The organism is Frankia sp. CeTa3Moorea (assembly GCF_978021225.1).
Genome location: NZ_CDXDOR010000035.1, coordinates 24,320 through 37,877 on the forward strand (window position 1 = coordinate 24,320; position 13,558 = coordinate 37,877).

At 72.6% G+C, this 13,558-nt stretch carries 7 protein-coding genes; 6 read left to right on the forward strand and 1 reads right to left on the reverse strand.

What is annotated here, in order from left to right; all coding sequences use genetic code 11:
• Window positions 1–381 precede the first annotated feature (381 nt).
• The 6 genes from AC08OV_RS09080 to AC08OV_RS09105 all read left to right on the forward strand — a co-directional run bounded on the left by AC08OV_RS09080 (window position 382) and on the right by AC08OV_RS09105 (window position 11,327).
• Entirely contained in the window at window positions 382–3,969 is a 3,588-nt protein-coding gene (locus tag AC08OV_RS09080; RefSeq protein WP_476619534.1) for a zinc ribbon domain-containing protein, read from the forward strand.
• A 629-nt stretch (window positions 3,970–4,598) separates the two neighbouring features.
• Window positions 4,599–6,227, forward strand: a complete 1,629-nt coding sequence (locus AC08OV_RS09085) for a glycoside hydrolase family 26 protein (protein ID WP_476619535.1) — start codon at window positions 4,599–4,601, stop codon at window positions 6,225–6,227.
• 279 nt (window positions 6,228–6,506) lie between these two features.
• A complete protein-coding gene (locus AC08OV_RS09090) occupies window positions 6,507–7,715 on the forward strand; it encodes an HpcH/HpaI aldolase/citrate lyase family protein (protein ID WP_462186828.1) in 1,209 nt (402 codons plus the stop codon).
• Window positions 7,712–9,328, forward strand: coding sequence for a phosphoribosyltransferase family protein (locus tag AC08OV_RS09095; protein WP_476619536.1), 1,617 nt, complete (start codon window positions 7,712–7,714; stop codon window positions 9,326–9,328). The genes AC08OV_RS09090 and AC08OV_RS09095 overlap by 4 nt, the downstream gene beginning before the upstream one ends.
• A gap of 5 nt (window positions 9,329–9,333) precedes the next feature.
• Window positions 9,334–10,482, forward strand: coding sequence for a cysteine protease StiP family protein (locus AC08OV_RS09100; RefSeq protein WP_476615651.1), 1,149 nt, complete (start codon window positions 9,334–9,336; stop codon window positions 10,480–10,482).
• Window positions 10,479–11,327 (forward strand): HAD family hydrolase, encoded by an 849-nt coding sequence (locus tag AC08OV_RS09105; protein ID WP_476615649.1) that lies wholly within the window; start codon window positions 10,479–10,481, stop codon window positions 11,325–11,327. Before AC08OV_RS09100 ends, AC08OV_RS09105 begins: the two co-directional genes overlap by 4 nt.
• A gap of 541 nt (window positions 11,328–11,868) precedes the next feature.
• Here the strand turns inward: AC08OV_RS09105 and AC08OV_RS09110 are convergent.
• On the reverse strand, window positions 11,869–13,056 hold the full coding sequence (locus AC08OV_RS09110) for a hypothetical protein (RefSeq protein WP_476619537.1): 1,188 nt from the start codon (window positions 13,054–13,056) through the stop codon (window positions 11,869–11,871).
• Window positions 13,057–13,558: the final 502 nt, after the last annotated feature.

Consider the following 13,558-nt stretch of genomic DNA (forward strand, 5'->3'; position numbering starts at 1 on the left):
CGGATCGGGCCCCGGCTGATCGGGCCCCGGCTGATCGGCGCCGGTGCCCGAGGGGGCCGTTTGGCCTCCCCCACGAGTGTTCCCGCACGAGTGTTCCGGCCCGCGGCGGCCGACACCGGAGTGGATAGGGTTCAGCCTGACCAGGCACCGCGTCCGGTGGAGCGCCTTCCAGGCCTCGCGGGGACGTGGGTGCGCGCAGTGCGTGCGGGCGGCGCCAACCTGGCGTCCGCGGCCCGCGCCGAGGCGCGGCTTCGTACTCTCAGGTGTGGAGTGGTCGACGGCCGCTTCACGATCGGCGCCTGACGACGGGCCGCCGGCCGATTCCCGGCGGGCATGGCGGGCACGGTGGGCACGGTGGGCACGTGGGACGAAGGTGGATCGGTGAGCGCGGCGTTCGACGGCAGCGGCTATCGCCAGCGGGTGCTGGCGCCGCTGCGGGCCTGTGCCTCCCTGGACACCACCGACCCGTTCCTCCTCGCGGGTCTCGATCCGACGGTGGCGTACACCGACTCCGACGTCGGGGCGCACCTGGTGCGGGTGCTCGCCTTCCTGCAGCGGGAACGCAACTCGGCGAAGTACGCGACCCTTGCCGCCGAACTTGTCCGTCGGCGGGCGGAATGGGAGGAGCCGCTGCGGGACGCGGACTCCCGGGAACGGGTCCGCGCCCGGGTGCTGGTGGCCCGGCGTAGCGGTGACGCCGAGCGTCTCGCCAAGGTCGACGGCTATCTCGCCACCGTCCGGGAGCGCTTCGGCGGCATCCCGGCATCCCGGGTGGACGGCCTGCGCCGCCTCGCCGTCGCCGCCGGGGTGACGGTCGAGGAGTTCGACGCTCGCCTGAGCCGGGAGCAGATCATCATCGACGCCGTCGGCGGGGGCGTCGAACCGCTGCCGGCCGAGGTCCGCCGGCAGATCTCTGAACGGCTCGGCGAGCTGCGCGCCCTGCGCGGCGGGGACCGGGTCTCGACGGCGTCGCTGTGGGCCTTCCTGGGGCTGGCCCCGGACGCCTCACCGGAGCGGCTGCGGGCCGCGTACGCCGTGATGGTGGCGGGCAACCACCACCGTCCCCATGACCGGGAGAAGACGGTCACCGCGGACCTGCTCGCCCTCGTCTCCGCCCGGTTGATCGAGGGCGACCCCGCCGCGTACACCGTTGGGCTGATGGCGGACGCCGTGGACGAGCTGCGGCCCGCGGTCGAGGAACACGTCGTGCTCGACGGCGAGCTCACCGCGGTCGCCTTCGAGGGTCTCGTCCGGGCGGCGCTCGCGACCGGGCGCGGACTGACCGCGGCTCAGGCGAAGTCCGTCGTCCTGGAAGCGGCCCGGGAGCTCGGCGCCGCGGTGAACGTCGGCGGGGTCGTCGACTACGTGGTATGCCCGGGATGCGGCCGGCCGGAGGCGGCCGGGTCCGCGCGGCACTGCCGGTACTGCGACACCGACCTCTACACCACCTGCCCGTCCTGCGGAGCGATGACCGAGGCGGCGGCGGTCGTCTGCCGGCACTGCGGGCACAGCCTGCGCCAGGCCAGGGAGGCGGCCGAGGCGCTCGTCGCGGTGCGCCGCGCCCTGGAGGGCGGTCATCCCCGCCAGGCCGGCGAGATCCTCACGACCGCCCATCCGGTGCTGGCCGCCGTCGGTGGGCCGGTCGCCGGGACGGCGGAGGAACTGGGAGCCCGGGTCTCCGCCGCGCTGGGCGCCGCGGACGCCGGTTGGCGAGCCCTCGCCGAGGCCCGCGCGGCGTGCCGGGCGGATGCGGCGCTCGCCGACGCCCGCTGGCTCGCGGCACAGGCCGCCGACGTCCCCGGCCCCGACGGCCGGAAACCGGCCGAGGTACTGGCCGAGCTCATTGCCGCCCAGGCGGTGATCCGCCGGCGGGTCGAGGCGGCGCGCGCGCTACCACCCGAGGACCAGGAGGCCGCCCTCGCCGCGGTCCTCGCGACGGCGGCGGACAACCGGGAGGCGCTCGCGGCGATGGCGGCCCTGCCGCTCTCCCCGCCGTCCGACCTGACCGCGGTGCCGGGCCCCGACGGTTCGGTGCAGCTGTGGTGGCGGGCTTCGCCCTCGGTCGGGGGACCGGTCTCCTACCGGGTGGAACGCATCGTGCCCGTGGAAGTTAGCGACGGCCAGGGGGTGGCCCCGGGGCGGAGCAGCCTCGGTACCACCCGCTCGACGGAGCTGTGCGATGCCGGCGCCCCCGCCTGGACGCCGGTGCGATACGAGGTGACCGCCCTCTGCGGTGAGCGCCGTTCCGTGCCGGTGGAGGCCGCCCCGCTCGTCTTCACCCGGGACATCACCGACCTGCGGGCCGAGCGCACCGCCGCCGGGGTCCGCCTGGACTGGAGCCTCGGCGGGGCGCTGGCCGCCGTGACAGTGGAGCGGACGGTGGCACCGCCCGCCGCGGTCAGCCAGCCGCCCCGGCGGGCGCGGGGCACCGGCGGCCTCTTCCACGACACCGATGTCGTCGTCGGCGTGACCTATCGCTACCGCGTCTTCGTCGAATACCAGGACGCGCAGGGACGCCCGGCCCGGACCCCCGGGGCCGAGGTGACGCTGGAGGTGGCCGCCCGCCCGCGGCCCGTCCATGACCTCACGGTGGTCACCGCCGCCGGGCGGACCACATTGCGCTGGACGCCGCCGCCCGGCTGGGAGGTGCGGATCTACGCGACCCCGGTGCCGGAGCCGCCGGCCGTCCCCGCCGCCACCGCCCACGTGACCAGTACCGCCCACGTGACCAGTACCGCCCACGCGACCAGTACCGGCCCGTGGCCCTACCCGGGGTCGGGGCCCCTGCCGATGATCGGCATCGGGCCAGAAGGCAGCGACGTGTCGCTCGCTGCCATCACCGATTCGTCACGTCTTGTGGGACTGAGCCGTTCCGGGCAGGTCAGCGAGGCGGCACAGGTCGGCGAGGTCATCTACACGCCGCTGACGGTCCATGGCGGGACGGCCGTCGTCGGCCGGGCCGTGCGTCACCTCGCCATCGAACCCGTGCGGGACCTGCGCGCCGACGATCGAGGCGACTCGATCGTGCTGTCCTTCCAGCTGCCGCCGGGGGTCACCGAGGCGCGGGTGCTCTGGCGCCGCGACCAACCGCCGACCGGACCGGATGATCCCTACGCCGCGGGCGCCAAGGTCACCAACACCAGCCTGGAGATCAAGGGCGGCTGGCATCTCGCCGCGCCGCGGGACGGGTGGGCCTACCACGTGGCCTGCTACCCGGTGTACCGGTCGGGGGGCGTGGCCCGGGTGGTCGCGGCCGGCGTCTCAGTGCTGGCGCGCCCCGCGACGCGTCCTGATCCACCCCCGATGCCGGCGGCGTCCGGGAGCAGCCCGGGAGGCTCGGCCGGCGTGGTTTCGGCCGGCGTGGTTTCGGGCCGGTCGGTGGTCGGTGCCGTCGCCGACCTGATCACGATGCAGTCGCTGGGTGGGCCGACCCAGCCCCGCACCGGGGGCTATCCGTTGCCTACGGCGACGAGTGCTGTGCCGTTGCCTACGGCCACGGGCACCTACCCGCAGCCCATGACCACCGGCCCCCTCCATCCGGTGCCGGTCCGTCCGGTGCCGGTCCGTCCGGTGCCGGAGCACGCGCCGGAGGCGCAGACGAACCCGCCGGCGGGCCCGCCCACCGGCCCCGCGTCACCGCCGCCGGCTCCGGTCGCCCAGCCGACCGTCACCTACACCGTGAGCAGGTCCGGCTGGCGGCGGCGCACCCTACGGGTACAGGTGCACACCACCGGTCCGGTCGGAGATCTGATCCTGTTCGCGCGGCCGGGAACCGTACCGCCGCGGGTGGCCGCGGAGGCCCACGAGCTGTCTCGGCTCGCCGCTGTGGACCAGGCCGGCACCCGGACCATCGACGTCACCCTGGACGGCGCCCAGCTGCCCTGGGGAGTCCGGCTGTTGCCGGCGCTGGTGCACCCGACTGGATGGACCATCACCCAACCACCGGACGACGCACTGGTCATTCGATGATCCGGAGCGATCCTGGGTGGGTGTGCTCTCCGTGGTCCGCTCCAGCTCATTTCTTCTTGTCTTTCCGTTGATTTATGGCGGTTACCTCGGGATTTGTAGCACCAGATCTACAACATATGCGCTACTACGGAAAGTATTCATGAGGGTGCTGTTCCTTGGCTGGGGTGCGCCGTTTACGATTGGCCTCATCACTCCTAGTCCCAGTACCGCCCAGGTGTGTATCGGTTACCTGGGTGGAGCACCTGTCGAATCGTTCCGGCTGCGAGGTCGGGGACGGTCGGGTTCACGGACGGGCACCTGACGGTGCCCGGTCGACTCGCCTGGTGAGGCATGGGTCGAGTCCGGTGGAGCGCTGAGCGGTTGCCGTGCGAGCGGTCCGCTCGGAGGGGACGCTCATCGTGGGTCGTGGTCCGGCCATGCTCCGCCGTCGCGTGCCGGGTGATCCGACGGGAGCATGTCACGCCAACACCGAAAGGCAGCGCGCGAGCATGGCCTCGATCATCCGCGGCCGACCCGCCCCTCCGGTCGGCCGGCCGATTCCCTCAGCCCATCGACGACCCCGCAGCGGCCGGATCCACACCCAGCGTCGGGTCCGGACCGGAGCCCGGATCGGCCTGATAGCCGTGTTCGTGGTGGGTCTCCTCCAGGCGGTCACCCCGCTGGCCCGCGCCGCGGGAAACTCACCGTCGCCGACTCCGGCCGTGTCGCCATCCGCGACGAGCGGATCCAGCCGGGCAGGGGGCGACGCGGGCAGTGGCCGCACGCAGGGCGTTCCGCTCACCACGCTGAGCCCGCAGGCGCGCAGCCGGATCACCCTCGTCCTCTTCGACCAGGACATCGTGCTCGTCGGTGGCCGCAGTTTTACCGCGGGTGATGATGTCACCGTCGTGGCGGAGACGGCCCAGCTGGGCGGCAGCGCGCTCACCCGGGCGGACGCCGACGGCCGTTTCATCCTCGGCTTCCGGGTGCCGGCGGACTTCGCGGGAACCGTCAACGTCAAGGCCACCCAGGGCACGGCCACGGCGACCGACGCCCTTGATGTGACCGGACCGGAGGCGGCCGCCCGGGCGTTCCAGGCCGCCCCGGCTCTTCCCGACGAACCGGTGGTGAAGACGGCGCCCTCGACGTCGCCGTCTCCCAGGCAGCAGGGCGCGTCCGCGGGCACCTCGCCGAGCCCGGCCGTCTCGCCCGCGCCGTCCCCGTCCGCCACGTCCGCCGCCGGTTCGGCGTCCGCCGCGTCGCCGTCCCCCGCGCCGTCCGCGAGCGCCGGCTCGACCGCCCCCGCCAGGAGAACCGCGACGCCGACCGCCACCCCGTCCGGGGCGAGCCCGACCCCCGGTACGGGGTCGACGGGCACCGGCGCCGGTGGGACGAGGTCGGGCCTGCCGTGGCTGTCGGGGTTCCAGTCGCATCAGCTCGCGCAGCTCGTCGAGTTCGGTGACTGGCGCGGCCGGCCGAACGACATCGTCCACGTCTACACGAGCCGCAACCAGGGTTGGGGCGGGCTGGTGGAGCCGTCCTGGCCGGTGGATCTCTTCAAGGGTTTCCAGGGCAAGCTGCTGATCAGCCAGCCGACATTCCCCAAGGGCCAGGGCAACAACGCCGCCTGCGCCCGAGGCGAGTACGACTCCGAATGGAAGAAGCTCGGCAGTTTCCTCGTGGCGCACGGCCGGGCGGACTCCATCATCCGGATCGGCTGGGAGTTTAACGGAACATTCATGTACTGGCACACGGACGCCGACCCGACGGCGTTCCGGGAGTGTTTCCGGAAGATCGCGACCGCCATCCGGTCCACCGATCCCGAAGTCAAGATCGACTGGACTTTCAACGCGCACGCCTCCCCGGTGCCCAGTGGCAACAGCCCCTGGGGCGCCTACCCCGGCGACGAGTACGTGGACTATGTCGGCATCGACCCCTACGATCACTTCCCCCCGTCGAAGGACGAGGCGACGTGGAACAAGCAGTGCGAGGACGTCAACGGCCTGTGCTACGTGATCAGGTTCGCCCGGGAGCACGGGAAGAAGGTCGGCGTCGGGGAATGGGGGGTGGCCTCCTGCAGCGGTGACGGCGGTGGCGACAATCCCTTCTACATCCAGAAGATGTTCGACACCTTCAAGGCGGCCAGCGACGTGATGGGCTACGAGGCCTACTTCAGCGACCCCACTCCCGGAAACGTCTGCTCGACCATCACGAACGGCGGTCAGAACCCGAAGGCGTCCGCCATGTACAAGAAGCTCTTCGGATCCGGCGCCAGTTAGTCGAGTTCGTGGGGGGCGGGCGGCGCCTCGGCCGCCCGCTGCCGACTGGTGGCTGGCCGCTCGCGGACGCTGCGCCGCAGGTCGGCGCCCCGTAGATGGCGCCGAGATGGCCGCCGTGTGTCGGCTGGCTGTCAGTTCCCGCCGTCTGTCGTCGGAGGCCATTCGCCAGGTACCGTCACCGAGAGGCGACGTTTCACGATCTTGCCGGCTCCGGTCGGCGCGCACCGTTGCGGGATGCTCGTCGAACGACGCCCCTGCCTTTGACGAGGAGAACGCTGCTTGCGCCACTTCGCCTTTCTAGGCCCCGAGACGGTTGACGCACTGTTCCTCCGGCCGCCGGAGGACATCGCCGTGAATGATGATCGTCGTCTGCTGGCCACCGCGCTCGGCGCGACCCTCTACGCCCCGGGGACGCGCCCCCGGTTGGCGTCGGACGTGCACAGACAGACCGCGGCGGGGGTGACCTCGATGGTTCTCTGCCTGGAGGACTCCATCGCTGACACCGAGGTGGCCGCCGCCGAAGCCAACGTCGTCGCCGCGTTGCGCGCGCTCGCGGCGGAGCCCCCCTGGGCCGCGGGCGCGATACCACTGCTGTTCGTCCGGGTCCGCGCGGTCGGGCAGATCCCGGATCTTGTCGACCGGCTCGGGCCGGCCGGAGTCGGGTGTCTCGCCGGGTTCGTGCTGCCCAAGTTCGCCGAGGAGGGTGGCGAGGCGGCGATGGAGGCGGTGCTGCGGGCCTCCGAGACGGTCGGTCGCCCGCTGTGGGCCATGCCGGTGCTGGAGAGCCCGCAGGTCATCAACCGGGAGACCCGGGTGGAGGCGTTGTCGGCGGTCCGGCGGCTGGTCGACAAGCACGCCGACCAGGTGCTGGCGATCCGGCTCGGTGCGACGGACCTGTGTGGGCTGTTCGGGCTGCGCCGTGACCGCGACCTGACGATCTACGACATCGCTGTCGTCCGGGACTGCATCGCCGACATCGTGAATATCTGTGCGCGGGGCGGTGACCACGTCGTGACCGGACCGGTCTGGGAGTACTTCGCCCAGCCGGAACGGCTCTTTGTCAGCTCGCTGCGGGTGACCCCGTTCGCGCAGGCGGACCGCGTCGACGGCGGGGAGGATGCGATCCGGATGCGCAGCGAACTGGTCTCCGCCGACCTTGACCGGCTGATCCGGGAGGTCGTTCTGGACAAGGCCAACGGCCTGATCGGCAAGACGGTGATCCATCCTAGCCACGTGCCCGCCGTGCACGCGCTGCACGTCGTCACCCAGGAGGAGTACACCGATGCCGAGACCGTCCTCGACGGGGATGCCGGCGGGGTACGGCCGAGCAGCTACGCGAACAAGATGAACGAGTTGCGTCCGCACCGGGCCTGGGCCGAGGCGGTGATCCGCCGGGCGCGCGCGTTCGGTGTCCTGCGCGAGGGCGACACCTTCGTCGAGGTGCTGGCGGCGACGCACGGTCGTCTCGGCCAGCGGAATGCCCGATGATGGCGACGGCGGGGACGGACGCCCCCACCGGCGCGCCCATCCCTCACCCGGCCGCGCCCGTGCCCGCCCACATCCCAGCGGCCGCCCCCGCAGGGATGTGGCTGTGGACCGCGCTGGGCCTCGATGTCCAGGTCACCGCGGACGTGGCGGGCCAGGGGCTGCACGCCCTGGTGGGACTCGCCCTGCGCCGCAACCCACGCCGGGCGCACCTGTTGGTCAGCCGGGTGCTCGGCAAGCATCTGCCGGTGGCCCCGGCCGAGGCGCTCGCGGCCGGGGCCGGGGTCGCCGCGCTGGTCCGGGCACTGCCCGGCTTCGAGGAGGCCGGAAAGCGGGTCGCGGACCCGCCAGTTGCGGGTTCGCCGGTGCCGGGTTCGCTGGTGCCGGGTTCGCCGGTCGAGCAGCCCGGGGGCCCGCGGACCGGCCCGATCGTGATCGGTTACTGCGAGACCGCGACGGCGTTGGGGCACGCGGTCGCCGACGGTCTCCCGACGAGCCACTACCTGCACACCACCCGGCGGCCGCTGCCCGGTGTCACGCCGATCCTCGAGTTCGTGGAGTCCCATTCTCACGCGACCCACCACTGGCTGATGCCCGAGGACCGCGAGATCCTGCGGTGCGGCGCGCCGATCGTGCTCGTCGACGACGAGCTGTCGACCGGGCGCACCGCCCTCGGCACGATCCGGATCCTGCATGCCCACGCCCCACGCGAGCACTACGTGGTTGCCACGCTGCTCGACGCCCGTCCGCCCGCGGCCCGGGCCGCGTTCGCCGATCTCGCCGACGAGCTCGGGGTCAGGCTGGATGTCGTCGCCCCGCTTACGGCCACCGTCACCGTGCCGGCCGAGATCGCGGCCCGAGCCGCGCGGGTCCGCGCCCGGTTCGCCGGGGGCGCGGACGGTCGGGACGAGGCGCGGGCGACGGGGGCGCTGGTGGCCCACCCGGTTCGCCGGTTGGTGGCCGGCTGGCCGTCCGACCTGCCTGACGGTGGCCGTCATCGCTGGTCGCCGACCGACCGCCACCGCCTCGACGAGGTCGTGCCGCCGGTCGCCGCGACGGTACTGGCCGCGCTGACCCGGCCCGCGGGTCGCACGCTCGTGCTCGGGACGGAGGAACTGATGTACACGCCGATGCGGATAGCGGACGCGCTGGCCCGGACGAGTCCGGGTGAGATCCGCTACCAGTCCACGACGCGTTCGCCGGTCCACCCCGTCGACGTCGACGGCTACGCCATCCGCGCCGCCCTCACCTTCCCCGCGCCGGACGACCCGGGCCGGGCCAGCCACGTCTACAACGTCCGGCCCAGGATGTACGACGACATCGTGGTGGTCGTCGACTCCGTCCCGGACGTCGTCTCCGTCCCGGACGTCGTCTCCGTCCCGGACGTCGATTTTGAGACGGACGTCGCCCCGGGGGCGGACCGGAGCTCTCCCCGTGCGGATACCGGCCTCCACGGCATGCTTACTCAGCTACGCCGATGCGCTCCGGTCACGGTGCTGACGCTGCCCTCCTACCGGCCCTCCTACCAGCCGTCCCCTCGACCGACCGGTGCGCCGCCCGCCGGTGCGCCGCCCGCCGCCGGACCGCTCACCGGTGCGCCCGGGGACGCCCGGTGAGCGGGATCGGCGCGGTGGATCCCGCGCTCACCGGCACCGTCGGCTCGGGTTCATACGATCCGGCGGACGTGACCTTCCTGCTGACCGACCTCAGCGCGGTCGCCCTGGAGCGGCCCACCGAGGACCGTGAGGAGGCCATGCAGGCCGGCCGGCACTACTCCGAGGACCTGCCGGTCGAGTACCAGCCTGACGCCGGTTACCTGGAGCTCTACCACCGGGCGCTGGACCGGTCGGCCCGCCGGGTCGCGCTCGCCACCGGCCTCGTGGCGGAGCTCGTACGGGTCACCAAGCCCGAGCCGGTCCTGGCCTCGATCGCCCGGGCCGGTACCCCGGTGGGGATCCTGATGCGGCGCTGGTATGGCTGGCGCCACGGGCTCGACACCCCGCACTACGCGATCTCGGTGATCAAGGATCGCGGCGTGGACCTGAACGCGATCCGCTACCTCACCTCCCGGCACAGCCGGGAGGTGCTCCAGTTCGTCGACGGCTGGACCGGCAAGGGGGTGATGACCCGGGTGCTGACCGACGCGGTGGCGCGGCTCGGGCTGGACGACACCCTCGCCGTACTGGCCGACCCGGCTCGGTGCGTGCCGCTCTACGGGACCCGCGACGACTTCCTCATCCCGAGCGCCTGCCTGAACTCGACGGTGAGCGGGCTGGTCAGCCGGACCGTCCTCAACGCCGAGCACATCGGTCCGGATGACTTCCACGGTGCGAAGTACTACGCCGAACTCGCGGCGCACGATCTGTCCCGGCACTTCGTCGAGACGGTGGCGGCCCACTTCCCCGAGGTGGCCGACGAGGTCGCCGAGACCTGGCCGCGGCTGTGGGTCGCCGACCGCAGTCCGACCTGGGCGGGCTGGGCGGCGGTGGAGCGCATCGCAGCCGCGTTCGACATCCCCGACGTGGTCATGGTGAAGCCGGGGGTGGGGGAGACGACTCGGGTCCTGCTGCGCCGGGTGCCCTGGCGCATCCTCATCGCCCCCGACCGGCTCGACGAGCTGGCGCACGTGCTGGCACTGGCCGCCGACCGCGACGTCGAGGTCCAGGAGATGGCGGACCTGCCCTTCTCCTGTGTGGGGCTGGTCCGCCCGGTCGGCGCGGCACCGGTCTTCCACACCCCGAACGCGCGCTGGCGTCCGGACGTCCCGTGACGGCCGGCCCGTCCGCCGCGTCCGGGCCGCGTCATCTGCTGGCCTGTGACCTGGACAAGACGCTGATCTTTTCCCGGCACTCGCTGCTGCTGGCCGACGACCGGCCCGCACCGGAGCTCGTCGAGGTCGAACGCCTCGACGGCGCGCCGATCTCGTTCGCGACGGCGCGGTCGCTGGCCCTGCTCGCCGAGTTGCACGACCTCGCCGTCCTCGTCCCGGTCACCACCCGCACCCTCGCCCAGTACGCGCGGGTCAAGCTCGGGGTCCGGCCGCGCTACGCGATCGCGGCCAACGGCGGGCACCTGCTGGTCGACGGGGTCCCCGATCCGGCCTGGGCGGCGGGCGTGGCGGCCGAGGTCGCCGCCGCCTGCGCCCCCCTGGCGGAGATGGTGGCGCTCGCCGAGCGGTCCGCCGCCGGCGGCTGGGCCCGGCTCGTGCGGGTCGCCGACGGGTTGTTCGTCTACCTCGTCGCCCACGACCGCGCTGGCATTCCCGACCTGACCGGGGAGGCCGAGACGGCGCGGGCTGCGGGCTGGGCGATGTCGGTGCAGGGGCGGAAGGTGTACTTCGTCCCGTCGGTCCTGACCAAGCAGCGCGCGGTGGCCGAGGTCGCCCGCCGTGCCGGTACCGCCCGGCTGCTGGCCGCGGGGGACTCCGTGCTCGACGTCCCGATGCTCGCGGCGGCCGACCACGCCGTCCGTCCGGCCCACGGTGAGCTGCACGAGCTGGGCTGGTCGGGCCCGCATGTCACCGTCACCGCCGCAGCCGGAGTGCTCGCGGGCGAACAGGTGCTGGCGGCGTTCGTCGCGCGGGTCCGGGCCGAGATCGCCGCCGGGAGTCGCTGAACCTCCTCGCGCGACTTCCGGGCCCGTTCAGACCGGGCCTTGGCGCCGCTCCGCCGACCCCGACGGATCAGACCCCGGGCCCTCGACTGGCCGCCGGACCGCCCCGTGCTCGGGGCAAGCCGACGTCACCCTCCCGACTGCCGTCGCACGCGGTGCACTTCACGACCGCGTTCCCAGGGAAGCGGCCGTCCTCGTCGACCTCCTGCCGGCCGGATTCGACCTCGCCTTTGCCGTTGCGGGATGTGCAGTCGCCGAACTCGATCGGCGTGTCGCCGGTCGAGCCGCCTTTCTTCTTTTTGTCCTTGTCGCTGTCGTCACGGACGACTGGCGCGCTACCGCCGCGCTACTGCCGCGTTTCGTGCCGCCGCGTCCGGACGATGCTCCTCCGCGGGTCTCGCCGCGCTTGTTCCACGCCATCGGTTGCTCTCCGTCTACAGTCGACCCCTCCCTGCATCAACGGTAGCGGCGGAACACCCAAGTCGGTACCAGGACAGCCGGAGCTGTAACCGTGCGTCCCTCACGGACGCCGGGCGCGGGAAGGTCAGACTACGGCGATGCGCGCCCCGAGCTGGTCCACCTCGGCGATATCCCACCGGCCCAGATCCCGGTGGAGAGCCCGCGCCCGCGCCGCGACGACTGCGTTCGGGGAATCGACCACCGCGCCCAGCGCGGCGATCCCCGCAACCGCAGCCGCACCCGGGTTCGCATGGTCGCCGTCTAGGTGGCCGGTAGCAACTGCGAGCATGGCGAGGCCAACGCCTTGGTTGTCGTGGACGAAGGTCGCTGCGGCCCGCTCGCCATGATGGATCGCCGTCCTGCCGGCACCTACGGTGTTCGCTGCGGTGAGTGCCGTATAAAGATCCTCTTCGGCGTCGTTCCATTCGGCATCACCCTTGATCGCCGTCCGCATCGAGGCTCGCATGACCACGATCGCCTCTTCGGCCTGGACTGCGGCCCCGGCGGCGGACGCGGCCAGCGCCTCGTATGCGGCTAGCCGGGCCCGCTGGCCCGGATGAGCGTCACGGCGGCCTTTCGCCGCGAAGTCCGCCGCCGTCGCCCAATGGCCCGCGTCCATCGCAATCCATGACTGCAATCCAGCGACTCGGCCTGTCAGCAGAGGATCGTTCACAGCCGTCGCGTGCTCTTCGGCGATCGCCGCGAACCGTCGGCCAAGACGGCTGTCCCCACCGAAACGTGCGACGGTCGCGAGTTCGGCGGCGAACTGGCCAGCGAGCCGCGTCAGCCGCGGCGCTACAGCGAGCTGCACACGTCGGGCGAGCATCCCTTCTACCTGCTGCCATGCTTTGAATGCCCCGGGAAACAGGATGCTGGGCGCTACGGCGCATAGATCACGGTTGAGGTCAACGAGCTGCGCTTCGAGCTCGGTAAGGGTGAAAGTCGCTGGCCGGGCAGCGTCAATCTGATCGCTGACCGCGCCGGTAGCGGCGAGCACGGTAGCCGCGGTGAGTCCGCCCACCTCAAAGAGCTGGCGTCTGTCCGTCGCCCCCACCCCCCTCGTCGCTACCACTGTCCGCCCCAGGATAGGGAGTAGTCCACCCTCGGGAAGGGCGAGCTTCGCTTCCTTCGCGGCATCCTCGGCCTTCGCCACCTGCCATAAGTAGATCAGCTGCCCCTCGCCGTGCAGCTCCCGGTCAAGCCCTGCTACGACGTGATCGACAGGGAGACGCTTCGGTTTCTGGTGCTGATGGCCCCGCAGCGCCGCGGACACGGTGTACCGGTCGGATCCGATCGCATCGGCGATCTTCGTGTAGCTCGTCGCAGCGCGACGATAGAGCTCCTGCGCGAGGGCCGTGTAGGCGGCCAGCGCGCCTTCCGGCGGGTGATCGGTGGGCACGGTGGGCTCCCTCCCGGCCGCGGCGAATCGAGAGCTGGCAGCTCTCGCGGGGGAGAACTGCTCTCAGTCTGTCGCAGATCTGCGCCGGAGTGTGTCATATCCCTACCGGCGGATGTGCCGGCCGGCATCCGGAGGACAGGGAGGATTCGTGACACTGACGGGCTCTCCCTGCGGGTTGTTGGCTGCTGCCGCCGAAGGTGGCCGCCCCCGCGCCGGATCGCCGACCATCGGCGGCGGATCGCCGGGCGGGTGGAGGGCGGCCATCTATGCCGGGAGGGGGAGCGGGCCCCACCGCTCGCGGGCATCCTCCCCCTCCCGGACCCTGCCGACCCGCCGGCCCGGAGCGAACTGGATTCCCCGGCGGGACACACCGGCG